Origin of the sequence: Oenococcus oeni, from assembly GCF_020510245.1 — a bacterium.
Taxonomy (GTDB): Bacteria; Bacillota; Bacilli; order Lactobacillales; family Lactobacillaceae; genus Oenococcus; species Oenococcus oeni.
Genome location: NZ_CP084701.1, coordinates 1,753,527 through 1,777,895 on the forward strand (window position 1 = coordinate 1,753,527; position 24,369 = coordinate 1,777,895).

Annotated in this window: 29 protein-coding genes and 1 pseudogene; 9 read left to right on the forward strand and 21 right to left on the reverse strand. The window is 36.0% G+C overall.

What is annotated here, in order from left to right; all coding sequences use genetic code 11:
• The first annotated feature begins 30 nt into the window (after positions 1–30).
• Positions 31–690, forward strand: a complete 660-nt coding sequence (locus J3U91_RS09055; protein ID WP_002819608.1) for an HD domain-containing protein — start codon at positions 31–33, stop codon at positions 688–690.
• Positions 691–781: 91 nt separating this feature from the next.
• On the opposite strand, the gene J3U91_RS09060 is transcribed toward J3U91_RS09055, so the two are convergent.
• The 4 genes from J3U91_RS09060 to J3U91_RS09070 all read right to left on the reverse strand — a co-directional run bounded on the left by J3U91_RS09060 (position 782) and on the right by J3U91_RS09070 (position 2,930).
• Positions 782–1,696, reverse strand: coding sequence for a restriction endonuclease (locus tag J3U91_RS09060; protein ID WP_002819609.1), 915 nt, complete (start codon positions 1,694–1,696; stop codon positions 782–784).
• A gap of 143 nt (positions 1,697–1,839) precedes the next feature.
• Positions 1,840–2,136 (reverse strand): histidine phosphatase family protein, encoded by a 297-nt coding sequence (locus tag J3U91_RS09895; RefSeq protein ID WP_002819610.1) that lies wholly within the window; start codon positions 2,134–2,136, stop codon positions 1,840–1,842.
• Between the two features lie 19 nt (positions 2,137–2,155).
• Entirely contained in the window at positions 2,156–2,410 is a 255-nt protein-coding gene (locus J3U91_RS09900) for a histidine phosphatase family protein (protein ID WP_002819611.1), read from the reverse strand.
• 100 nt (positions 2,411–2,510) lie between these two features.
• Positions 2,511–2,930 (reverse strand): HXXEE domain-containing protein, encoded by a 420-nt coding sequence (locus J3U91_RS09070; RefSeq protein WP_235043530.1) that lies wholly within the window; start codon positions 2,928–2,930, stop codon positions 2,511–2,513.
• A gap of 528 nt (positions 2,931–3,458) precedes the next feature.
• On the opposite strand from J3U91_RS09070, the gene J3U91_RS09075 reads away from it, so the two are divergent.
• The 3 genes from J3U91_RS09075 (at position 3,459) to J3U91_RS10045 (ending at position 4,424) form a co-directional block, all read left to right on the forward strand.
• The gene (locus tag J3U91_RS09075) at positions 3,459–3,707 is read left to right on the forward strand and encodes an alpha/beta fold hydrolase (RefSeq protein WP_002819613.1); all 249 of its coding nucleotides are present in this window, start codon (positions 3,459–3,461) and stop codon (positions 3,705–3,707) included.
• Between the two features lie 6 nt (positions 3,708–3,713).
• Positions 3,714–4,229 carry an alpha/beta fold hydrolase gene (locus J3U91_RS09080; protein WP_002819614.1) on the forward strand — a complete coding sequence of 172 codons (516 nt, stop codon included), beginning with the start codon at positions 3,714–3,716 and terminating at the stop codon, positions 4,227–4,229.
• Positions 4,230–4,325: 96 nt separating this feature from the next.
• A complete protein-coding gene (locus tag J3U91_RS10045; RefSeq protein ID WP_476737681.1) occupies positions 4,326–4,424 on the forward strand; it encodes a hypothetical protein in 99 nt (32 codons plus the stop codon).
• Positions 4,425–4,450: 26 nt separating this feature from the next.
• Here J3U91_RS10045 and epsC read toward each other — a convergent pair whose 3' ends face one another.
• The 4 genes from epsC to J3U91_RS09100 all read right to left on the reverse strand — a co-directional run bounded on the left by epsC (position 4,451) and on the right by J3U91_RS09100 (position 8,002).
• Complete coding sequence (gene epsC, locus J3U91_RS09085; protein ID WP_002819617.1) at positions 4,451–4,948, reverse strand: serine O-acetyltransferase EpsC; 498 nt, start codon at positions 4,946–4,948, stop codon at positions 4,451–4,453.
• A 19-nt stretch (positions 4,949–4,967) separates the two neighbouring features.
• The gene (locus tag J3U91_RS09090) at positions 4,968–6,107 is read right to left on the reverse strand and encodes a trans-sulfuration enzyme family protein (protein ID WP_002819618.1); all 1,140 of its coding nucleotides are present in this window, start codon (positions 6,105–6,107) and stop codon (positions 4,968–4,970) included.
• Between the two features lie 18 nt (positions 6,108–6,125).
• On the reverse strand, positions 6,126–7,037 hold the full coding sequence (locus J3U91_RS09095; protein WP_002819619.1) for a PLP-dependent cysteine synthase family protein: 912 nt from the start codon (positions 7,035–7,037) through the stop codon (positions 6,126–6,128).
• 662 nt (positions 7,038–7,699) lie between these two features.
• On the reverse strand, positions 7,700–8,002 hold the full coding sequence (locus tag J3U91_RS09100) for a CHY zinc finger protein (RefSeq protein WP_002816876.1): 303 nt from the start codon (positions 8,000–8,002) through the stop codon (positions 7,700–7,702).
• A gap of 437 nt (positions 8,003–8,439) precedes the next feature.
• Here J3U91_RS09100 and J3U91_RS09105 point away from each other — a divergent pair, with 437 nt between their 5' ends.
• Positions 8,440–9,255, forward strand: coding sequence for an alpha/beta hydrolase family protein (locus J3U91_RS09105; protein WP_002819624.1), 816 nt, complete (start codon positions 8,440–8,442; stop codon positions 9,253–9,255).
• 220 nt (positions 9,256–9,475) lie between these two features.
• Here J3U91_RS09105 and J3U91_RS09110 read toward each other — a convergent pair whose 3' ends face one another.
• Together J3U91_RS09110 and J3U91_RS09115 are read right to left on the reverse strand one after the other, a co-directional pair.
• Positions 9,476–11,119 carry an acetolactate synthase large subunit gene (locus J3U91_RS09110; RefSeq protein WP_002816873.1) on the reverse strand — a complete coding sequence of 548 codons (1,644 nt, stop codon included), beginning with the start codon at positions 11,117–11,119 and terminating at the stop codon, positions 9,476–9,478.
• A 32-nt stretch (positions 11,120–11,151) separates the two neighbouring features.
• Positions 11,152–12,102 carry an AEC family transporter gene (locus J3U91_RS09115; RefSeq protein ID WP_002819626.1) on the reverse strand — a complete coding sequence of 317 codons (951 nt, stop codon included), beginning with the start codon at positions 12,100–12,102 and terminating at the stop codon, positions 11,152–11,154.
• Positions 12,103–12,281: 179 nt separating this feature from the next.
• On the opposite strand from J3U91_RS09115, the gene J3U91_RS09120 reads away from it, so the two are divergent.
• Entirely contained in the window at positions 12,282–12,710 is a 429-nt protein-coding gene (locus J3U91_RS09120) for a MarR family winged helix-turn-helix transcriptional regulator (protein WP_002819627.1), read from the forward strand.
• A 99-nt stretch (positions 12,711–12,809) separates the two neighbouring features.
• On the opposite strand, the gene J3U91_RS09125 is transcribed toward J3U91_RS09120, so the two are convergent.
• A complete protein-coding gene (locus tag J3U91_RS09125; RefSeq protein ID WP_002819628.1) occupies positions 12,810–14,198 on the reverse strand; it encodes a sugar porter family MFS transporter in 1,389 nt (462 codons plus the stop codon).
• A gap of 250 nt (positions 14,199–14,448) precedes the next feature.
• Between J3U91_RS09125 and J3U91_RS09130 the strand changes: the two genes are divergently transcribed.
• A complete protein-coding gene (locus tag J3U91_RS09130; protein WP_002816867.1) occupies positions 14,449–15,018 on the forward strand; it encodes an NAD(P)H-dependent oxidoreductase in 570 nt (189 codons plus the stop codon).
• Between the two features lie 53 nt (positions 15,019–15,071).
• Here J3U91_RS09130 and J3U91_RS09135 read toward each other — a convergent pair whose 3' ends face one another.
• The 9 genes from J3U91_RS09135 to J3U91_RS09175 form a co-directional block, all read right to left on the reverse strand.
• Positions 15,072–15,863, reverse strand: coding sequence for an alpha/beta hydrolase family protein (locus J3U91_RS09135; RefSeq protein ID WP_002819629.1), 792 nt, complete (start codon positions 15,861–15,863; stop codon positions 15,072–15,074).
• Between the two features lie 90 nt (positions 15,864–15,953).
• The gene (locus J3U91_RS09140) at positions 15,954–16,652 is read right to left on the reverse strand and encodes a hypothetical protein (RefSeq protein WP_002819630.1); all 699 of its coding nucleotides are present in this window, start codon (positions 16,650–16,652) and stop codon (positions 15,954–15,956) included.
• A gap of 97 nt (positions 16,653–16,749) precedes the next feature.
• Positions 16,750–17,112 (reverse strand): hypothetical protein, encoded by a 363-nt coding sequence (locus J3U91_RS09145; RefSeq protein WP_180365957.1) that lies wholly within the window; start codon positions 17,110–17,112, stop codon positions 16,750–16,752.
• Between the two features lie 255 nt (positions 17,113–17,367).
• The gene (locus J3U91_RS09150) at positions 17,368–18,354 is read right to left on the reverse strand and encodes a HAMP domain-containing sensor histidine kinase (RefSeq protein WP_002819632.1); all 987 of its coding nucleotides are present in this window, start codon (positions 18,352–18,354) and stop codon (positions 17,368–17,370) included.
• A gap of 65 nt (positions 18,355–18,419) precedes the next feature.
• Positions 18,420–19,094 carry a response regulator transcription factor gene (locus J3U91_RS09155; RefSeq protein WP_002819633.1) on the reverse strand — a complete coding sequence of 225 codons (675 nt, stop codon included), beginning with the start codon at positions 19,092–19,094 and terminating at the stop codon, positions 18,420–18,422.
• Between the two features lie 66 nt (positions 19,095–19,160).
• Positions 19,161–19,391, reverse strand: coding sequence for a hypothetical protein (locus J3U91_RS09160; protein ID WP_002819634.1), 231 nt, complete (start codon positions 19,389–19,391; stop codon positions 19,161–19,163).
• 403 nt (positions 19,392–19,794) lie between these two features.
• Complete coding sequence (locus J3U91_RS09165) at positions 19,795–20,628, reverse strand: hypothetical protein (protein WP_226489947.1); 834 nt, start codon at positions 20,626–20,628, stop codon at positions 19,795–19,797.
• A 50-nt stretch (positions 20,629–20,678) separates the two neighbouring features.
• On the reverse strand, positions 20,679–21,110 hold the full coding sequence (locus tag J3U91_RS09170; RefSeq protein ID WP_002819638.1) for a hypothetical protein: 432 nt from the start codon (positions 21,108–21,110) through the stop codon (positions 20,679–20,681).
• A 106-nt stretch (positions 21,111–21,216) separates the two neighbouring features.
• Positions 21,217–21,882: an MFS transporter gene (locus J3U91_RS09175; RefSeq protein WP_002819639.1), complete on the reverse strand. Its 666-nt coding sequence runs from the start codon at positions 21,880–21,882 to the stop codon at positions 21,217–21,219.
• Positions 21,883–21,890: 8 nt separating this feature from the next.
• On the opposite strand from J3U91_RS09175, the gene J3U91_RS09180 reads away from it, so the two are divergent.
• Positions 21,891–22,358, forward strand: coding sequence for a helix-turn-helix domain-containing protein (locus J3U91_RS09180; protein ID WP_032804681.1), 468 nt, complete (start codon positions 21,891–21,893; stop codon positions 22,356–22,358).
• 51 nt (positions 22,359–22,409) lie between these two features.
• The gene (locus tag J3U91_RS09185) at positions 22,410–22,802 is read left to right on the forward strand and encodes an Rgg family transcriptional regulator (protein WP_018025298.1); all 393 of its coding nucleotides are present in this window, start codon (positions 22,410–22,412) and stop codon (positions 22,800–22,802) included.
• Between the two features lie 59 nt (positions 22,803–22,861).
• Here J3U91_RS09185 and gtfA read toward each other — a convergent pair.
• Positions 22,862–24,334, reverse strand: a pseudogene (gtfA, locus tag J3U91_RS09190) (sucrose phosphorylase).
• Positions 24,335–24,369 lie beyond the last annotated feature (35 nt).

Consider the following 24,369-nt stretch of genomic DNA (forward strand, 5'->3'; position numbering starts at 1 on the left):
AAAAATTTTATTGCCAATTAAAATGAAATTATGAATCCAAACAGTGAAGAAACTGAAAAACTGAACAAAATTCATAATTTTATGTGTGGCATCTTAGACAGCGATCAATCCGGTCATGATAGTTCGCATATTGATCGTGTAATCGGTTTAACAAAGAAAATTCTTAAAAAAGAACCAACTGCCAACCAATTTATAGTCTTGGCAAGTGCGACTTTGCACGATACCTACGACGATAAATTATTTGTGGATCAACGAGAAGCTAAAAAGAAAGTTATTGATTTTTTAAATGCAATTGATGTCGATCCAAAACCGATTATTTATATTATCGATAACATGTCCTGGTCGGCGGAAACTTTTGGCCAAGCAAAAAAATTGGACATCAATGGGCAAATTGTCCAAGATGCTGACCGGCTCGAAGCAATCGGGGCAATCGCAGTTATCCGCGCTTTTAAGTATGCTTTTAAACACCAACAAATCGATTATGATCCAAAAATAAAGGCGCGAGTTTTAAAAAATAAGACCGATTATCGTAATGGGAAGCAAACAACAATTAATCATTTTTATGAAAAATTATTTAAAATTAAAAATTCTTTGAATACAGAAACAGCAAAGCAAATTGCCAAACGACGTGACGAATTTATGCATGAATTTGTTAAAGAATATATTGCCGAATATAATTTGGATGCCTAAGGCGAAAGACAATTATTAATAATCTATTTGATTAAAACACTTGAAAAATCTCCATTAAAATCTAATTCAGCTGATTTGATTAGGACTTTACTTATTCCTTTTCAAAGTAATAGTCATTTAGAGTAAAGGTTTGAACCGGTGTTATATGCAATTGATATTTTTGAACCAAGGAGGCCAGTTTGATTCCATCTATCAAGGTGACCGAATTGTTGCCAACTACTGCTTTCTCTTTCGCTTGATCGGTAAAATAGCTAGTAGTAATAAAAATGCCATATTCAGCATTGAAACTGTCCATAACGCCTTTAAACTTGTCTATTTCTGGTTCGCCAACCGATCCATTTGTAAATCTTTTCGCCTGGATTGCAACTCGGCTTGTCCTAAACTCATCTGATTGGAAATAACCAAAACCATCAATGCCGTGATCTCCAGAACGAATTATTCCTCGTTGATTGTCAATCCTAACTCCCATTTTAGAAATTAAGAGTCTAGAAAAACTTTCAAATTTTCCGGGACTGAATTTTTTTAGCTGGTCGATAAGTTCAGTTTTCCAATCCGAATCGCCAGAGTTTTCATCTATTTCAACCGCCTTGGTACTTGTGGAGTCGTCAATAATTGAATTAGCTTTTTTTCGAGCTTTTCTTAATTCTGATTTGTTCTTCCAATACTGATCAATTAATCTTTTTTCTTCAAGAGTTGGAAAAAACTTCTCATTGGAGATTCTTCCTTTTTCAGTTAAAATTATATCTTTTCCCCTTTCGGGTTTTTCGATATAGCCGGCAATAAACAAATTATTGACTCCAAAATTAAAATCAAATAAAAAAGGAACATATTGTTTGCCTGATCTGGAGATAACTGGATCAAAAACATCTTCATAACTAAATTCACTATCATTGTCATCAGCAATTGCCTGTTTAATATCGTCTCGAGAAGCGGAACCACCTAATGTTTTTAATTCTTTTAAAATTGCTCTCTCTGCTCCGCGCCTTTTATAAATGTGTTTTACCATTCTTTTTTATCCCCTTGGATCCATTCGATTGCTCATTATTGAATACCATTTTTAATTATAAAAATCTTTTATTTTTCTTGCCAAACTATAAATAATGGGTTTATCAATATTCTGATTATTTATTTTATAAAAATGAAAATCAATTATTTGGAAATGATCAATAACTCTTTTTGATCAATTATTTTGTTTTGCTCATTGAAATCTATTTTTAAAATATACGGCGTAAAATTTTGAATCCTGACAAAATCCAAATATCCGAAATTTGGATTAAAATAGTTCAGAATCGAGCTTAAAGCTGCCCCGTGAGTTGAAAACAGTATATTTTCATTTTTATGCTTAGATAATATTTCAAATAGAACCGCAATATTCCTCTGCTGAAGACTATTCATCGATTCACCGTTTTCTTCGTGAAAATCAAAATTATCCCAGCGTTTTTTCAACAACTCCTGATAATTATCATTAACTTTCCCCCTTGATTCTCTCCTTTAGACGAGGATCGGTATGTAGATCCAAATTCAACTGTTTGACCAGCGGAAGGATTGTCTCAATAGTTCTTTTGTAAGGGCTGGAAAGACAAAAATCAAAATGGGCATTATTTAATTTGTTTAAAACTTTTAAAGAATCTCTCTTGCCCTCGGCCGTTAAAGGCATAGTCGCATCATCATCAAAAGAATAGTCAGGCAAGGCGTGGCGCACAAAATAAATACTAATCACAAATTTTCTCCTTCGGCATTTAGAGTTAATTATATTAAGTTAACAGAAATCAGTCACAAAAAAATTAGTTCCTAAAGTCGAGCAAATAAATAACGTTAATTTAAAAGTGAATCCATTTATGAATAGAGATTAGATTTACCACAATTATGATAACTACCAGTGGCATGAATGCAAAAACCTTGCCCCGGCTAACGTAATCGGCAGCTAACCAGATAAGCCAACTTGCTAATCCCAAGGAAACGATTCCTAAAAACAGTCCGGGAATATAACCCTTAAAAATGACCGCTTGTCCAATATGAAACAAAATATGTAAGTTATAAGCCAATATGACAGCAAAATAAAAATAGAGATTTTTCGTCCACCAGCAAAACAACATAATTATTAGTAACAAAATATATTCTTCTAAGACCATTAAAGTGAAGTTTTTCGCAGAAATTTCAGGAATCGTTTGAGCCAGCCGCTTATTCTTATTCGCTTTAACCTTAGCTACCCAACCCGGCATAAAAGCAGTCTCTTCCAATTCGTGTAGCATAAAGATTAAAGGAAATATAAAGTAAATATTCATGATCCCTTTCTGTATCCAGATTAGTAATTATATATCGAGAAGTTTTACATAGCTTTTAGGCCTGCCGTTCGCCATAAAACATAACTCAGCAATATCATATTAAAAATTTTAAGCAGCTATCCATCCTTAAAATACTATCGAAATCTCACTTACAGTTTAAGAATAACTTAATCATATTAGAGCTGATTTCATTTTGAGAGAAACTACTTTTCTATTCAGATTTTTTAAGGTAATTGATATTAATTCATTTAAAGAAAAGCAATTTTTGCTTTTATATATCTCATCAAAACCAATAAATTTTAAAATTCTAATGGATTAAAAATATAGATCGAAACTATATTTCTTTTAAATGAAAAATCCCAATACATAATTTTTCTTTTGAACAATCAGACAATTTATTTATATGCATTTTGGAAAAAAATTAGTTAAGTGCACGATTGATTTATTAAATAGTCTTTAAAACTATTTTTCAAAAGAAAAGAAATGGAAAAGAAATTAACGATATCCGACGGAACTAAAATAGCTTATGATATCAACGGAAAGGGCAAAACAATGCTGATGATTCACGGCGTTACCGATTGCAAAGAAAGTTACGACAGCGATCCGTCCTACTTAACAGAAAAATATCAGGTATATCGTTACGATCTGAGAGGACATGGAAATTACGACCATCCAAAAAAACAATTTGATTTAGAAGATCATATTAACGATGGCATCGAATTGATAAAATAATTAAAATTGAAGGATTTTGTTCTCTATGGTGGCTCATTAGGGAGTTATATAGTCCAAGGAACAGCCGTCAGAATACCGGAAAAAATCAACAAACTTATTTTGAATGTTTCTGCGGCCAAAAATCCGGACTCTGCCTTGGCAGAAACTGCTAAAAAGGACAGCATCCCCGAAAAAACTTCTGAAAGAAGAGAATACTGCATTAAACATTTAACTCATGATCCAAAAAATATTGCTTCGATAGAGAAGTCCGGACTTCAGAAGAATACACTTGACGCCGAGGACGAATACCGCGCCTTAAAATCAATCACAGCTTTTGATTTCCGCGATCAATTAAACAAAACAGACTGCCCGGCTCTGATTACCAGTGGAATTTACGATCCTGTTAACCCACCAGCAAAAGGCGAAATTCTTCATAAATTGATTAAAAACAACCAGTTTTCCAAATTCCCGTCCGACCATCCTTTGCGGCTGGAATGTGCAGACAAATACAAAGAAACGGTTCTGAATTTCCTACGTAAATAAAATAAAAGATACTAAAAAACGCATGTTTTCATTGATCAAACAGCGTTTTTTATTTTAAAAAGGATCGGCCTATGTTTGGGAGTCGCCATCGGAATTTTGCTAGGCGTTTTAATCAAACATCTGGATATCGGTATTGGACTGGGAATTTTAGTAGGGGTAGTTATAGGCCATATCAGTACTTTTAGAAATAATTGAAGACTATCAACGAAAGAGTCAAAAAATTAGTCGACTAATCTACCGGGATTACCGACGATCGTTCGATGGGCCGGCACGTTATTCAAAACGACGCTTCCAGCCCCGATTTTTGCGTACTTGCCAATTTTAACAGCTCCCAAAATTTGAGCGTTGGCACCAATAAAAACATTATCGGCAATGTGAGGATGACGCAAACCAGGTATTGGCCGCCGCGAGCCAAGAGTTACATTTTGTAAAATTGTAACCTGGTTACCAATTACAGCTGTTTCACCAATCACTACACCCAATCCATGATCGATAAAAAGGTTTTTGCCAATTACTGCGGCAGGATGAATTTCAACACCGGTTGCTTTTTTGCCCCAGTGAGAAATCAACATCGCGAGTAAACGATGTTTGTGCTGCCAAAAATAATGGGCAATCCGATAAAAACCGACGGCATGAAAGCCGGAATAGGTTAACAAAATTTCCCAAATACCAGGAGCAGCCGGATCGTGTTGCTGAATAAATTTAGCGGCAGTAAACATTTATCATTCCTTTCAAAAACTAAATCTTGCTGAATGACTGTTTTAAGTCGTCCAGTAAATCCTGACCATCTTCCAAACCAACCGATAGACGGATCAGCTCGTCTTTAATACCGTTCTTCAAACGAATATCTCGAGGAATCGAGGCATGTGTCATCAAGGCCGGAATTTCGATCAAACTTTCGACACCGCCCAAGCTTTCCGCTAAATCAATGATCCGCAGACTCTCAACAAATTTCTTCGGGTCCAAGCCTTTTTCCAGTTCAAAGGATATGATGCCGCCAAAACCACGCATTTGTCGTTTTGCAATTTCATATCCTTGAGAAGCAGGATCACCAGGATAATATATCCGCGCGACCTTGTCATTGCGAGAAAAATAATCATAAATAAGCTGAGTATTTTTATGATGAATTTCCATTCTGGCAGCTAAAGTTTTAATCCCCCGCTGCAATAACCAACTATCATCAGGACCTAAAACACTACCAATCGAGTTTTGAAGAAAAGCTAATTTGTCGGCAACTTCAGGATCGTTGGTCACTGCCAGACCGGCCACAAGATCACTGTGCCCAGCCAAATATTTCGTTGCGCTATGAACAACAATATCCGCTCCAAAAACCAACGGATTTTGATTATAAGGGGTCGCAAAGGTATTATCGACAATTGTGTGAAGTTGGTAGTGTTTTGAAATCTCGGCAATTTTTTTAATATCGGTGATTCTCAATAAGGGATTGGTCGGCGTTTCCAAATAAATTGCCCGGGTATTTTTTTGTATGGCATTTTCAACCGCGGACAGATCTCGGGTATCAACAACAGTAAATTCCAAACCGAAGCGTTTTAACACCTGATCTATCAAACGGAAAGTACCTCCGTAAACATCATCGCCAACAACAATGTGATCACCCGAAGAGAACAATGAAAAAACCGCATGAATCGCCGCCGAACCGGAGGCAAAAGCAAAACCAGCTTTCCCTTCTTCTAAATCGGCAATCAGTTTTTCCAAAGCCGCACGGGTTGGATTTCCACTGCGCCCGTATTCCCACTTTGCATTTCCAGCGACCTTGTTTTGATGAAAAGTCGAAGAACGATAGATAGGGATTGAAACTGCCCCGGTTGATGAATCTTCGCTAATACCGCCATGAATAAGTTTTGTATTGAATTTCATTTAATTCACCTCAATTTTTTAGTCGTAGATACCTTTACTTAAATAACGTTCGCTTGAATCCGGAAAAACAGTCACAATCGTTGAATCGGACGGCAACTCCTTTGCCAGCTGTAAACTTGCTGCTAAAGCAGCGCCACTTGAACTGCCGGCGAACAGACCGACATGTGCAGCCAACCATTTAACATATTCAAAAGCCCGATCGTCACTGATTGTTTTAACCTGGTCCACACGAATCTGATCGAAGAAAGGCGGAACAAATTCAACGCCGATTCCCTCGATTCGGTGGGGATGTTCTGGTCCCCCGTTTAGAATTGAACCTTCCGGTTCGACAGTCACGGCCTGCATTTTCGGATAATGTTCCTGCAGGAATTTTGTTGTGCCGACAAAGGTACCACCGCTTCCGGAACCGGCAACAAAAGCATCGATTTTCTGCCCGGACAAATCCTGCAAAATTTCCGGACCCAGGGTTCGATAGTAGATATCGGGGTTGGCTGGATTTTGAAACTGTAATGGAACATAAGAATTTTTGATTGTCTTTGCCAAGGATTGGGCTTTGGCAATCGCCCCTTTGATCCCATCATCAGCCGGTGTATTGATCACTTCAGCCCCTAAGGCCCGCATCAAGGTTTGCTTTTCAAAACTGAATTTTTCTGGCACAATCAATTTGACCGGCAAGTGATATTGTTGGGCTGCCAAAGCAAGACCGATCCCGGTGTTTCCGGCGGTTGGTTCGATAATTGTTGTGCCTTCTTTGACGGCGCCGATCTTCCGTCCATAAGCGATCAAAGCAATTCCCAGTCGGTCCTTGATACTACCGCCGGGATTGAACATTTCCAATTTGGCATAAATTCGACTACGGTTTGGAACGTCGATATTCAGGCGCAGTAGTGGGGTCTTGCCGATTACCTGGTAAAGATTATTAATTAACATTTTTTATACTCCTTGTGAAATAAAAGCAAATAAAAAGACGCGAATTTCGAATTGAGAATTTGCGTCTTACGGACTGATTTTCTGATTTTAAATTGGTCTAGAGAAATTTTTTAAGATCGGTTTTTAGACACAACAACCAGTGAATCGCGTAAGACGCGGTTCACAGCAGCAACTATTCAGATATGCAGGTGCCAAAACCATTAAAAAACTCCTTATTCCATATTTTTTATCTATTTGCCAGTAATCTTATCCAAAATTCGCCTATCTGTCAATCGTCGTTAATTAACTACCAAAGAAAATTGTCAGAAAAAACATAAATTATAAATAAAATCAGTCTTTTAAATTTGAATAATACGATCAAAATACCGGTCATATTGATTAGAGTGAGTGACCATGATGACAATACAACCTTTTTTAGCAAAAGAACTTAAAATATCCATTACTTGTTCGTCATTTTTTCCGTCCAACGATCCGGTTGGTTAGTCAGCTAAAATTATGCTAATCTTTTTCAACAGCAGCCTCGCTAAAGCAACCCGCCTTGCTGACCACCGCTGAGTTCATAAACAGGCATCTGATAATAATCTTGATTCAAATCAACTTTAATCAGTGCCTTAATTGATTCGATCTTTTTCCTCTGAAAATCGATGGAATGGTTATGTAATTTAAGAAAAATATATTGAATAATGTTTTTTACAGTTTGGATTAAAAGCGTGCCCACAGTATGGACATTTCCCGCTTGTATACTCGTCGAAGTTCATTTTATGTCGACAAACACCACATAATACTGGTGAATCATTTTTATCACTGGCCAAAAAATGATGATTTTCGCTCGCGTCATGGCATAAATAGCAAGCATAATACTCGCCACACTGAGCACGTTTTAAACAGGCAACATCGTTCTCTTCGTGATAATGAACGCAACGTCCCTGGTTATCTATATCGATTCCGTTAATTAATGCCAACAACTCTACCTTGTAATTATTTAAATTCTCAACTTTAACAAAAAATCTGTTGCATTAAAAGGTCCAAAGAGTTTCTCGAATCAGTTAAAGACAAATTAATGTGAATTCCTATGGAAAATTATAATGTATTCATTTTTTAGATTTTTTTCAAAAAATACTATCTATTTATTCATCTTTCCAAAAACACTAATTCAATTGAAAGTTCCCCAAATATCGATATTTATGATAAAAGAAAAGATAAAAAGAGGAATCCAGACGGAATTTGAATTAAATAAAACAGTGGCAACGCAAATTAAGTCGAAAGCGGCAACGATTGAGAACATTTCATATCCTCTTCTTTTTTCATATACATGAGAAGTTGTCACCTGCTGAATAGAGCATATGACGAAGCTAAAGAACAAAACCAACTTAAGCGGATGCATTAAAATAGATAATTAATAATGAATAAAAATTATGTCAAAACTTCTCGCGGCGTCTTTACTTGTTTTTCCAGTGAAGAAATTAAACAAAATAAACCAACGCTTGTTTTCTTCGCTGCCATGGGCATTAATAGTGCTTATTTAGACTTTTACAATTTATTTACTTTCTTAGATGAAAGTAAATATAATCTGATCAGTGTCGATATGCTTGGGTCTGGTTTTAGTAGCGACCCTGTCTACCATCAGCGTACATTGGAGAATTATTCAAAGGAAGTTTCGGAACTATTAGCTAAAGTAGGCGGTTCTAAACTATTTATCGTATCGCATAGCTTTAGCGCAGTTTACCTGCTCAATATTCTTCATCAAAAACAAAAAGACTTTCAAGTATCGGGCTTGATTGGAATTGATCCAACTGCTCCAAAAATAATGTTGCACGACACAGATCAACTGAACATTAGTCTCAACGAGGCCAAACAAAGCCAAAAATCCAATCAAGGAATGGATACAGATATTAATCCATGGCTTCCCGACCCCTTAGCTAAGCAGGCCAAAAAGATTTATCAAAAAAAATCAGGTAATTTCTTTGAAATCGATGAATTAAAAGAAGCCGTTAGAACACTGAAAAAAACTCAAGACATGAAGATTGGAACCGAGTTACCAACATTGTCAATTCTATCAGCCCTGAATTATCCCGATTATATTAAATGGGGTAATCCATATTTCAATGAAAACAACGCTTCAATTCAGCTTGTTTTAAATGGTCACCATTTTTTGCAGTGGCTTCATCCACAATTAATTGCCGGTTTTATCAGCTTTTTTGTTGATAACCTAATTTGATACTAATAGTAATATCCAACAAAAAAAGACCTGTTTTAAACAGGTCTTTTTCATAATTAGTTTTTGGTTTTCCTTTGCCGAATGCTTTTTTGAACTCTCATGGACTGTTACCAAGTAAAAGAAAACTCTTTGAACAGAGAAATCGAAGGGTTTATAGAATATAAGCATAAAATGTACTGATACACTTTATGCTTTTGGAAATGATGACATTTGGCCTAAGTCAAAGTGACACAGTAACTTTTCCCAGTTTATTGATAAGTTTCATATTCTCTCTATAATCGACTGGACATATAAGAACGTTAACCTGATTGTCGTTTTTCAGATAATTTTGAAGTTTGTTTTTTAAGTCGTTTCTGCTGCTGACAATATGAGCATTGGCACCGAATGATTCGACGTATTCGACGAAATCAGGATTATCAAAATCAACCTCGGAATGATGACCCATTTCCATATCCATCTTCCATTTAATTAGTCCATATGATTTGTCGACCCAAAGAAGAATCGTAATCGGAATATGATATCTGACAGCAGTCTCTAACTCTTGAGAATTCATCATAAAACTGCCGTCACCCATCACTGACAAAATATGATGATCTGGTTTTGCAAGTTTCGCTCCAATAGCCCCCGGCAAAGACCAGGACATCGTTGAAAGTCCGTTATCAATCAAACAGGTATTAGGAGCATAGGTTGGATATAAACGAGCCATCCACATCTTAAGAGCACCGGTATCAACTAAAACAATTCCCTTATCATCAACCGATTCCCTTGTCGCACTGATAATTTGTTGAGGAGTAAGAGGCACTTTGCTTTCAACTTTTCCAGACGCAATCTCCGCTTCAACTTCTTCTCTGATATCAGCCTTAGTCTCCGACGACTTAAAATCGTTCAAACAGTCGGACAAAGCCCTGATACTTTTGTCGATATCAGAAATAATATTTACTTTTACAGGATAATGTTCATCACTATCCTCGCTGAAAGTACTCATATGAATAATAGTCTTGTTGGCTTTTGGATTGATGCGGACAGGATTGAATTCAGAAAGTTCATAACCGATTGACAAAATTAGATCAGCTTGATCGAAAGCGAAGTTCCCATAGTCATGTGCCATAAAACCAATTACACCGAGTGCATATTTAGAGCGATCGTCAACCGACCCTTTACCCATAAAAGTAGTGGCTACCGGTAAATGAGTCTTTTCAATAAAAGCATTCAGTTCCTTCTCGGCATGATTCCTAACAATACCCATCCCGGCCATCACAACTGGATGCTTGGCGTTTTTTATAAGTCGAGCAGCTTTTTCAATTAACTTTGGATTGGGTTCGTTACTCTCCTTAGGCATTGAAAATGTACTGATTTGAGAACCAGTTTCCTGCTCTTCAACATCTTGAGGGACACCGATGTAAACTGGTCCTGGTCGGCCATTAACGGATTTATCATAGGCCTTTCCAATTATCTCGGAAGTTGTTTTCGCTTCGTATATGTGGGTTGACCATTTGGTTATCGGTTGAAACATTGCTTTTAAATCAATAACTTGATGGGATTCCTTATAAATTCTGTCCAGACCGCCTTGAGCCGTAATAGCGATCATCGGGGTTGAATTGGTTTGAGAATCCGCCACTCCTAAAAGCAGGTTTATCGCTCCTGGACCCAAAGTAGCGGCGGCAACACCGGGTTTTCCGGTTAGTCTTCCATAAACACCCGCCATAAAAGAAGCGCCTTGTTCGTGACGAACTAGAATAAATTTAATTTTGTCGGATTGGTTGATTGCATCGACTAGATGAATATTTTCTTCGCCTGGAATTCCAAAAACATATTTAACATCACGGTCTTCTAATACCTTAACAATTTGATGAGCTGTATCCATTTTATCTCCTTTGTCTTAAATAATTAAAAAAATTAAATTTTCAGGAAAACGATTATTAATCCCATTGAAAATATAGAAATAATATTGCTTAAGAACAGTGTCGAAGCCATTTCCTGTTCAGCGACTTTATATTGGTTAGCAAAAATAGTTGAAATGGCAGCTACCGTAATTCCCATGGTCATGGTTGTCATATTAATCACCGATCTATCTACTTTAAAGAACATCATGACCAAAAAAATAACCAGCGGAACAAAGACTGTACGACTTAAAGTGTTCATCCATACGGCTAAATTTAGCTTGGGTTTTTTAACATACAAGATTATTCCAATTGAAAACAGAGCCATTCCACCAGTTGCTCCACCTAAAACAGAAAAGTTCTTTTGCCAAATCGGAGACAGTGTTATTCCGAACAAAGATAGAATCAAAGCAAAAATCGGTGCCCAAACAACCGGTTTTTTAAAAGCACTAATGATATCAAGACCAAGGTTGTTAATTTTTCTGTTTTTATTACTGGCAGATAATTCATAACTATCGGTCGACAAAAGAATAACCGTTAAGGGAACTTGAACAACATTCATAATTAAGCTTCTGATGGCTACTATCAAAGAAGTTTCTGTCGGAAATAAAAAACCTAACAAAGTCGGACCGACAAAAGGAATTGCCGGACCTGATATAGTTAGTGATCTTAAAGCCGACAAAGAGGTACTGTTTTTCAAAATAAATTTGCAAATCGAGAAAACAATCAAATACCCTCCGACCATGCCAATAAAAATCCAGATCGCAACTGGAATATTTTCAAAAATTACTTTCCTTCCGGTAGCTAAAATTCCACCAAAAAGACTCATTGGCAAACTGTAGGACATAATTAATTTATTCAGGATCTTGGAATGACTTTCTCCAAAATCCTTTCTTGCCCCGGAAAAATATCCCAAACACAAAGTAACTATGATTGGCAATAAAGCGCTAATTAAAACTAAAATCATACAAAACTCCAAACTTTTTGCATGCAGGATTAATTAAAATTTCCTTGACATGTTTACTTTTAAACGTTGATTTTTAAACGTTTACTTTTAAACAATAACATTAACAAAGAAAATGTCAAATTATTTTGCAATCTGCAAAGTTGATACAATTAAAGGGAGAGGAACTGCTATCAAAAATTATGAGAGAAGAGACATTTCCAGGTGACATAGCACAATACTTTTCCGTAATACACCGTGCTTTCTTAAAAGACACAAAGGGCGAATATGCAAAATACGATTTAAATCCGACCAATGCCTACATTTTGCTTTATCTGTTTTTTAATAAAAACAGCAGTCAATCAGAATTAGCTCAAAAATTGGTGATTAATAAGGGCCAAATAACCAGGGAAACAACCAAACTCCTTTCCTTGAATTTCATAAGTAAAGAGATCTCGTCAAAGAATCGGACGACGAACGTAATCGCTATATCCAGCGATGGAAAAAAAGTAATAAAAAAGATTATCGACATCAGAAATCAATGGTGGGAAGAAAAATTAAAATTAAGCGGCGTAAAAACCAATTCCGAATTCTTGGATTCTCTTAAGAAACTTGAATCTATATTGAATTGATTCTTCAGTCTGAAAAAATAAAGGAAAATAAAAAAGGTTTCAACTATTTTAGTTGAAACCTTTTTTATAATTCTAAAAACATTTGAACTCTCTCAAACTTTAATTACTCTCTTGGGACATTAAATCATTTTTACGATAAGCCCGTTGAATCTCTTTAGCGTTCAATACAAAGATCGAAAGCAAGGCACTAACACCGTTGCTGGCGGCGAAAATGAAGAAGACAACCGCTGTACCGACCGCCGATATAAGCAAAGGATATATCAGGCTGATAATAAAATTAGTTATCCAGGTAGTAGCCGTTGCTATAGACATAAAACGTGCTTTGATTTTTCCGGGAAACATTTCCGACATTATTAACCAAGTAACCGGACTGACAATTCCCTGATGGCTTGCCAAGAATAGAGCAAGAAAAATCAAGACCAAGGCATTCGTAATTGTCTGCGTAAATAAAGATAAACGCAAAACAAGTCCCAATAAAGCCAGAAAAAGAATGTTGCCGAACAAGCCAATCAAAAGCATCCGATGGTGATCAAAACGGGCAATTAATCTTGTACCAAAAATGCTGGCTACAAAAGACACCAAACCGATCAGAATATTGGCATATAGAGATCCGCTTTGTCCCATGCCGACTTTTTCCATCAAAATAGTACCGTAGTACATTACTGTATTAACTCCGGATATTTGTTGAATCAAGGCAATCAAAATTCCAGAAATCAGCAGATAAACCAGACTCGGTTTTTTTAGGATGCTCTTCCAAGAGATGTCATCATCTTTTTTACTTTTTGTTTTTGATTCCTGTTCGATACCGTCAAAAGTGCTTTTTTCAAATCCCAGTTTGGAAAAAAGTTTACGAGCTTTTTTAAATCTTTTTTTAAGCAAGAGCCAGTGTGGGCTTCCAACAATATGGAAAGAATTAATCCACAAAATAATTGCCGGAATACTTGCCGAAACAATCATAATTCTCCAAATAGGATTCCAATTTCCCCCAATGTTGCCAAGAAAAGCATTCATGCAAAAAGCAGACAATTGGCCAAGAACAATGAATATCGCATTTTTATTGACATTAATCGTTCTGACCGGTTCAGGAGAAATCTCAGCCAAATACATAGGAGATAGACTTGAGGCCGCCCCGACAGATAAGCCAAGAGCAAAACGGAAAAATGACATAAATAAGAAATTCATTGAAAGAGCACATAGAATCGTTGAACTTGTAAATAAAGCAGCAATCCAACGCAGAGTCTGTTTTCTTCCAAATTTATCAGCAATTCTTCCACAGCCAAGAGCTCCAAAGAAGGCTCCCAGTACCAATGAACTGGAAACAACTCCCTGCAGTCCCGGAGTTAGATTAAGCTGATCGGGTTTACTCATAAAAGCCAAGGCTCCGTTGATTACGCCGGTGTCATAGCCAAAAAGAAAACCCCCAATAGAAATGATATAAGTACTATATTTTAAAAAGCTATTATTGAATTTAGATTTTTTTGGCTCCAATAACTTTATCCTTTCTTGTATCTCGGAAATTAAGTAACGAAGCAAAGCCCGTCAAACGATAATACAATCACCATTCTATTCTTGTTGGCTCGGAAAACAAAATTGGAAGCAGACGAAATCCATGAAACGATAGTCAACTAAATCAATTTATAGCTTAATATTATATATTCATGGTCCTTAAATTCTTTTGGCCTTGCTATAATGTTTTCTATAAGAGCCTGCAATTTAAGTTTTATCAGCCGGGGGTTTTATGAGGATCACAATCATCTATTCCTATCCAAATAAGGAGGGTTTCAACGCCGGAATTTTAAAACAGGTCAAGAATAATTTATCCACAAAACATCAAGTAACAATCATTGACCTGTATGCCGAGAATTTTGATCCGGTATTGCATTTTGATCATTTGCACCAACGACGCTTTCTAAAAGATGATCCTGATCTGGCTGATTATCGTCAAAAAATCACTGACAGCGATCTGTTAATATTCATCTTTCCGATTTGGTGGTCGGGAATGCCGGCTATTTTAAAAGGTTTTATCGATCGAACATTCTCTAAAGGCTACGCTTATTCATATAAAGGTTTGTTACCTACTGGTCATTTAAAAGGAAAAAAGGCTTGGATAATTACCACGAACGATACTCCTTCATTCTACGTTCACCTGGTTCAAAAGGATTATGGAAAAGTTCTTAGTAAACAAGTCTTGAAGATGTGCGGTATTAAAACAATCAAGCGATCAACCGCCTACTATTTACGCGGCTCTTCATTAAAAAGACGTCAATCCTTTCTTCGTAAAATTGGACTTTATAGCCAAAGAATATAAAAATAATCATGTAAGTGGACTTCTACAAAATTGTTATTTATTGTATTTCTCATTTATGAGTTAATTATATTTTTTAATGAATCAGCAGTTGAAAGCCAAATTGACGAAAAGGGGTCGATCAAATCAAAATGATCTGATCTTGAATCCGATATTAAGCCGACATCATCAGCTAGTCTGATTGCCTTTTTGTAGTAACCAAGAGTTAAATCAAGCGGAACCTCTTGGTCACTTCCCCCATGAACTAGAATTTGCCGGACATGCAGCGGCAATAATTCATAAGGCGAAGCCAAATGATATCGGTCAGATGCCTCTTCCGGCGTACCACCGAGAAAAGAAGAAACATTATTGCTTGTTTTTCCTTTGCTTTCTATTCTCCACATTTCTTCCAGATTCGAAACTCCAGCCAGACTAATTATGGCTTTAATAGAAGTATGCAAAACATTTCCCATTTGATCCGCTTGTTTTGTGTTCCAACGGGATGCCAACCAAAGAGCCAAATGTCCTCCTGCCGAATGTCCCAAGATAACCACACGAGATAAATCAAGTGGAAAATCCTCTTTAAGAAAAGCCAAGTAATTAACCGCGTCAATAACATCGCTGAATGTCCCCGGCCATCCTCCACCATTTTCACCAATACGACGATATTCAACGTTCCAAGTCGCGTAACCGCGCCGAACTAAATCTTCGTCAAGCGGCACAATTTCTTCAAGACCATATTCAGCCTTCCAAAAGCCACCATGAATTGTAACAACCACTGGGCAATTAGTGGTATTCCTTGGCATTCGAAAAATACAAAACTGTGATTGTTTTTTTCCATATAAAAATTTGCTTTGAAAAAAATCCATTCAAACGATCCTCTCTTTATTGATCAAAATTATCAACCAGTCGATTTATTTGTATGATAGTCCACTATATCGACAATAGATAAACATAAATCAAATCTGTTTGTATTTAAGCGATTTAAAGATAATAAAGAAACCTACAAATATTAAACAAATTCCGATCCCGATACCAAATAAGCCAGTGGCAGAAGTTGCACTCGAAGAACGTTCCATCGATAAAAGAGAATATTGGGTGAAGACAATAGCAACCAAACCATCGGCGATGTTTAGAGACTTTAAAAACAGAATGATCGGACTTTTAAAATTTCTCGACTTGACCCAACCGACAACCGAAGAGATTATTTTCGTGAAACCCATTAGGGCAATTAGCAATACAAGACTTTGATTGTACTTTTGTTCCTGACCATAAAAAAGCATATAACAGGAAAAAGCCGTAAAGGTCATTCCTAGAAGACTGTATAAAGCGCCTCCTTCTCTAAGACAATTATTTTCGATAACTAATCTTTCGCTTCTTGATAAATCCGATTTTCGAACTTTAGTATATTTATGTAAAAAATAAACTCGTATTGCAAATAAAACCATGTAATAACTACCAAATATTAAAAACCAAAGAGAGAAAAAAATTAGACCAATAATCAATTTAAAAACAGCAAAAATAAAATTAGTTATAGTTGACAAAGCATTATATAAAACTACTCGATCTGGTTTATTTTCAACGTGCTTTTGCAAATGCAAACTATTTATAATTGATTTTAAATAATTCATTACTTTACCTTTTCGATTTATTTTCATAAACTTGTTCACATCAATTTATTTATCAAAAAATTCCAAAGATCAATAAATTAGTTCTTTATTCCCCTTATCTATGTATATTAAAATTAATTTAATTTTATAAAGTTAAAAGCTTGTGCGCTTGTTCGCAGGTATCGTAAAGCAGGTCGTATAGTTTATTAATTTGCGGAGATAATTCTTGTGAACGACGAGTCTTGATATTTGTATAAACCCAGTAAGGGAGAATCCAACCGATTAATCCCGGTATCCCTAAAACGAAAGATAAAAAAATATTATAATGGAAAAGCATTACAGAAGCAGCTAAAAAGACTGAACCAAGGAAACCAATCGTTAAGGCTGTTGCCGATGCCCGAACTGTTTTTTCCCGCTCAAGTTTATCAACCTGACTTAGCTGAGCCTCAAATTTTCTTTGAAGCCTGGTCAATTCCTGCTTATTTGCAATATGTCTGTTACGCTTCAATTTAATAATCATCTTGCTATTAACGGGTTGTGCTTTTTCGGCCGATATTATCTGCCAACCAAAATTGGGATAATTATCCAGATAAAAATCAACTAGCTTATTATTGATATTAATCTCTCGATATTCATAACCGATGAAATCCGGGTTTTCTTTTTTTAATATTGGGCATGGTGATTCTGTCCTTTCTTGGAATTTTAAATTGGAATTTATAAATAAAATCGTTAATCCGGATCGTTTTTTTTGATCGGTAGGCAGTCAAACGGAAAACGTCGTTCCTAAATTGACTTTACTTTGTACGCTGATTGTTCCGTTTGAAAGTGAAATTATCTTTTTGGCCATTGCTAACCCCAAACCGTTCCTACTATTGGAATGCGATGTTTCTCCCTGATAAAACTGTTCGAAAACATGATCAATAACCGAGCTTTCCATACCAATCCCCGAATCAACGATTGAAATAAGAACGCCCTGATCCTGTTTTTTCTGTATAAGAGAAACCTTGCCCTTTTCAGGCGTGAACTTAATTGCATTATTTAACAAATTATTCCAGACAATCGCCAACATATCTTCATCAGCCAAAATCGGACAATGATCCAATAGATCGGCTTGAAAATCAATTTCTTTTTTCTCCCAATTTGGCTCCAACTGCAGAGCACAATCAGCTAATTGTCGGCTTAAATCAAAATAAGAAAGTTTGGTCGGCATATTTTGATTCTCTAATTTATTTAAACGAAGAATATTAGTCACCAAAGACGCCAGATTGTTGGTTGCTTCAACAATAGCCCTCAAATATTTTTGTCGTTCCTTTACAGATAAGGAATCATCATTAAGGCTATTAGCGTAGCCTTGAATAACCGCTAAAGGAGCTTTAAACTCATGAGAAACATTGCTGATAAAATTACTTTTCAATGTTTCGGTCGATCCAAGTTCAGAGACCATCAGGTTGAAATCTTCGAATAAAATATCTAAATAATCGTAATGCTCAGCATCGTGAATCGCTGGCAAGTAAACTGAAAAATCACCATTTGCGACTTGATTAGCGGCCTGGCTCAACTGCTTAATTGGTTTATCGAAGTCGCGATATCTTCGAAATGCAGCAAAAGCCGAGAAAATCGCAGAAAAGATGACCCAATAAAGCAAATACCATCCGGTGTAACCACTGATTAAAACATCTTGCCAATTTTGAGCATTAGAAGCATACAGAATACCGGGAATCCCGCCAATAATACTGAATAATAATAGCATGAGAATATAATTACGCAAAGAAAAGTAAGATGATTTATTTTTTTTCCTCGTACCATGTCTTGTTTTCATGATCGAATAACAGTTTTATACCCTAAACCGTGAATTGTGTTAATTTCAAAAGCATTCGTTGATTTGAACTTTTCCCTCAACTTCGTGATATAGACATCTACGGCTCGAAGACTGGCATTACTTTCGGTATCCCAAAAATCATCTAATAATTCAGCCCTTGAAAAGGCTCGTCCGGCGAAAGAAAGCATTTTAAACAAGATATTAAATTCTCTAACAGTCAAAGGTATAGGAACACCATTTATGCTGGCAGAAATTTCTTCAGACTTAAGTAATAAATTTCCAATCTCTATTTTCTGATTTTGCGAAATATTGGCTCTTCTCAAAACAGCACTGATTCTTAATTTCAATTCATCCAGATCAATCGGTTTAACCAAATAATCATCAATACCTACTCTGAAACCAGCTTTTTTTGTCTTGATATCATCGCGGGCAGTGACAAAGAGAATTGGAATATTCTCGTTAAGCTGCCTAACAGTCTTGGCGAATTCAACACCGTCAATTCCCGGCATCATAACATCAGTGACAATTAAATCAAAGAGATTATTATACAAAGCATCGTAGGCTTTTTGAGCATCAGCACAACTGATTACTTCAAAACCGTTCGAAGCAAGATACCGGCTGACTAATGAATTAAAATTTTCATCATCTTCAACTACCAGGATTTTGACCATTCGTGCCTCCGCAGAATCGAAAAACCATTCAATATGATCATAACAAATCAAATAGTTTCAAAGATTTTAATTACCTGCTCGAAGCTTTTTGAAATAGTTTTTACCGAAATAAAATCCATAGATAGAAACTAAAGGCAAGACGATAGAACCAGCTAATACCGGTAAGATAGAAATCCCCCAAACTGTAAGTCCCCAACTAAGTAACTGGTTGGCAGCGACAGCCCCCAAAGCACCAAAAGTCGAAGTTGTGACAAGTAATGCCCTGCTATGACGATCAGCTATGGTTAAAACCCCCAACCAGTGAACGCTCCTAATAAGATTCCGATAATAATAATCATTTTAATAATTTCCTTTCTGTTTTTTGATTAATTAAATATTTTCCACGCCACTGTGAGTAAAGCAACAACGATTACAATTGCGATTGTTCCTGCGACCATTTTGATAACTCCCTTTTAAATTAAATAGAATTTTTTTGATAGTGATAATGATTCCAAAGAGCGACAGCCAAGATGCCTAAGCCGCCGGTCATAATAACAGTGATGATCGAGATTAATATTTTCATACTTGCCTCCTTTTAATAATTCTTGTAAATATCTTTTGAACATCTATAGAATAGGGAAACTTTGTTTACGAAATGTTTTAAAAATGTTTATGAAATGTTAATTGACAAAAATCAATCACCTTAAGCTTCTTTAATAAATTAGCTTTGTTTTAAAGCATCGTAGGGCGTTTCAAATTCAATCGGGTCTTTAACAAAAAAGCCGATGTTTCTTTGCTTTAATTCTTCAATAAATGATTCCAAATAAATTTTGTCGGCAAAACTTTGAATAAAATCAAGCGACAGAGTTTCATTAACAGCCGACATTTGAATTGTTAAACCTTTCGAACCACTGATATAAGAATGAATGTCGTCAATAAAAGATTCATAAGCACCAAGCTTGAACTGTCCAATATAGCTCAAAACAAAAGTATCTAGAATCAAATCGTCGTAGAAGGAAAGCATTTTTTGTTTGTCTAAAAATCCTTTTCGCTTGTCAAGTTGATCGGATAAAGCCGTCATCCGGCTAATAGAGTCTCTTAGCTGTTGCTTCTGTTTGCTTTGTCTAATCGTATTTCGATAATTCTCAACCTGATCAAGAAAAGGAATTTCATCAGGATGTCGACTGTAAGCTAATTCAATACTGCCGACACAGTTACGAAAAGTATTTTGGCAACTGCTTCCGGCACGGTCATCCCTGGCCAGGTTGCAAATTATTTCTTTTTCATTTGGATGAACATTCTCGATTACCTTGGACATTAGCAAAGCAACAGTGATCGAAGGCGTTGCATGCTTTGATCGTGCCCACCCGACAAAAGAATCTTGATCAATATTTAATTCGTATCTGGTGCTTTTATAGAGATGTTTATCAGTTGTCAATTCCGGAAGCCTAAAGGCATCATGCTTAAATACAGGTAATGTATCGGTTGCTTTTTCCTCCGAAACAAAGGGTTCTTGTAATTCGCCAATTGACATATTTTCGGAAGCTAAACTCAAATCATCAATATCAATCGGTGGTTGATATTTTTTTAAGCAATAATAGTAAATTAGTTTTCTGACAAAAGGCATGATTCCCTGACCATCGCAAAGGGCATGATGATAAGCGACATAAATCTTTTTTCATAAAAGGTAATATCAACTAAATGATAATTTGTTTCCAAACCTCCGAGTGGTCTCAATCGAAGAGTCTCGACGACCTTCATCGGCAGAAAATTTGCACTAAGATAAAAATCGCCATCAACTTGGATAAATTTGCTGGTTAGATAAGGGTATCTAGACAGTGATCGAAGAAGCGCCTTTTCCAATAAATCAGCGTCGACTAAATCATGCATCGACAATTCCATAATCATACTTTCGTTGCCGTTTTTACGGTATAAAAATGATTGTCCTGAACGAATTTTTTCTAAATGAGGTAATTGTTCTAAATATATCCTGCCGTTTTTCGATTTAAAAATATCTTTGTAAGTTTCGATTTCCATTTTTATTGATTGCTCCTTTGATATTTATGGAGCAAAGTATATCCAGCAAATGTTTATAAAAAGTTGTCGAATAGTTAATAAAATGTTAATCGTACCAAGGATTATTTTAAAGTCCATCAATTGTTTCCAATTTAATCGCTTTAAGACTCCAAAAGACACCGACAAACATAATGGCGAACATACATAAGAAACCAAAAGCTGCTCCTAAATGATCATTTGTAATACCAATTACTGTAGATATAAAAATTTCAATAAACTGAGCAATTCCGTTCCAGATGGAAGTCGACCTACCCATAAAACTTTTGTCGACTTCTTTCATTAGAACTGTATTAATTACGACCCTCAAAGCAGAATTGGAAAATCCTAATAAGAAAGTGCAAAGATACATAAGTAAAACAAAACGACCGATATACAAGAAAAACAAAACTAGACTAGCAAGAGCGAACAAATTTACAATAATTTTTTTATTCGGAAATATGAGGATTAACCAACTTGTAATTAAGCCTGCCAATAGACCACCAGCACCATAACTCATGTCTGCCAAACCGTAAACAACACTATTGGACTTTAAAACTGTCGAAATATAATCCGGTGAAGAAACATTAAACATCTGTGTGACAATCAAAGGCAGAATAGAAATAATACCGATACTCAAAATCAGTTTATGCTGCCAAACATACATCAAACCAAACCTAAAACCAAGCGAACTATCCGACACTTTTCGAACAACGATTTTATCTTTTTTGATGCCGATAATTAATAAGGAGGCCAATAAAAAAGTTGCATATAGTTCGCAGGAGAGATCATGACAGATATGGCCAAACCTTCAAAGAATTGAGAATCGCCAAAGGAGTCAGTTTATCAAACGCTGCTAAAAACGTCGTTTCAAAATCATTTTTATCACGCTTTGAAAGGGATCAAAGCAATATTGTCTTCGATAAATTATATCGCCTGTTGCTGAACATCAATGTTTCGGTCGAAGAATTCGTCTATATAAATAATCAAAGAAACAATCGCTATCAACCTTTTCATTACGAGGATACGAAGGATTATGTCGACCAGCAAATCATTGAAAAATCAAATAAATTAAGCAAATATTATTATCAAAGATGGATAAATAACCAAATTGAATATGATTATGTAAATTTTCTAAAAGAAAAATCAATCATGGAGAAGCACCATATTGCTAAAGTTTCCCAAAAAGAAAAACAGTTTCTCTATAATTATCTTTTCGCAAAAGAAACTTGAACACACTATGAAATCAGACTATATATGAGCATCATCAATTTATTCTCTCCCATGCAATCCTTTTATCTAACACAGCAAATGTTGAAGAATGGTTCGGAAACAATTGATGTAAATTGGAATCACCAGGCGGATTTTCTATATATCATTTTGAGTACTGCCCTAATCATGGCCTTTCAAGGTAAAATTCCCGAATTGGCTCAATTGATCAAACAGGCGGGAAACTCGATTCATAACGAACAATATCTTTACGAAAAAACAGAATTGCATTTTATTAAGGGTTTACTGGATTATTTAAAAGGAGACCGAATAGTTGCAAAACAAAGCATAAAAGAAAGCATTGATGTTTTTCAGGTCCTGAACTCTCCAAAACTTGTCGATTTATATAATCGCCGTTGGCAAGAATTTTTAAACAGGCAAAAAATAGATAATAAAAAATTCCGATGATGCCGCTTTTTAAACGCCATCATCGGAATTTTTTTAAGGACTAAAGAAAATCAAACCTTTTAGATATCCTTTGTATCAGTCTGATCTTCAATTAAAATAATTTGATCATTTTCCTTTATAGTAAAGGTTTTTAGAGCCACATTAGCGGTTAATTCCGCGGTGTCTTGGCCATTGGTTGAAGTTCGAATAATTTTGATTTCATTTTTGTCGGTTGCGCTGACTTGAATATCTCCTTGAAGATCAAAAGCGGCACTGCGATTGCGCCAAGCCAACAATTTCAGTAGGCAGGCAACAATTGGTCTCTGCACTTCATTGGCAACTTCTTCTTCACTGTAATAATGACGATTTATATTGCGTCCTTCCTTGGTCTTTTCCAACAAATCCAAATCGTTTTCACCAGCCAGCAGGCCTACGTAATAGATTTGTGGAATTCCCGGGGCAAAAATTTGTATTGCACGGGCAAGCAAATAGGCTTTGTCATCATTGCCAAGAGCTGAATAATAGGTCGAGTTAATCTGGTAAATATCCAAATTATTATAGGCCGCAGATGAATAAGTCCGTTTGACGTTCGCACCAACTTTATACAGTTCACTGGAAGTATAGTCGATTTCCTCATCAGTTAAAATATCGCGAGCATCAACAACCCCGATTCCATCATGAGTATCAAGAGTCGTAAACTGTTTTTTTTTGGTGACATTTTCAACCATTTGGCCAATTGCTTGGGATTTCCAGAATAAAGAGTGTACAAAATTACCAGAGGTAAAACAAAATCATAGGTAAAGTAACCATACTCATTTATTTTGGCCGGGATTGTGTAATGTTCATGAATTTCCGGTAAAATTTCAGCATGTAGGGGTTCGAGAATCTTCCGAACTGATTCCAGTAAATCCCAAATTTCCGGTTCAATAAAGAAGTCATTAGTATCAATCTTTTTAATTGCATAAGCAAAGGCATCCAGGCGAATCAAATCCGCACCGTGCTTAACCATTGACTGTAAAGTATCTTTAAAAAATTCCTGAGCAACTTTGGACTTCACGTTAATATCGATCTGCTCATCGCCAAAAGTATTCCAAAGATGTTCTTGACTGCCGTCTGCAAAAGTAATCCCCTGAATCGGCGCCTTATCTTTTCTTTTGTAAATTAAATCGATATCGGCCTTCGTCGGGCGTCCTTTCGGCCAGAACTTTTCCCAACGAATAAAAAAGTCCTTGTAGCTGGAAGCATCCTTTTTTTTCCTTGAAATCTTGATACATAATCGATTCACGGGAAATGTGATTAATCATGAAATCAAACATTAAATAATACTTTTTTCCAAGTTCCTCGACATCCTCCCAATCACCGAAATCCGGATTGACACGAGTGTAATCCGAGGGCGCAAAACCACGATCTCCGGTTGACGGAAAAAAAGGCAGCAGATGAACTCCACCAATCGCGTCTCCAATATATTTATCTAAAATGTATTGTAATTCCTTGATATTCTTACCCATCGAATCCGAATAGGTGATCAGCATTGCTTTATTTTGAACCGGCATATTTTCTCCTTTTTAAAAGTTTTGAAAGGCCATAA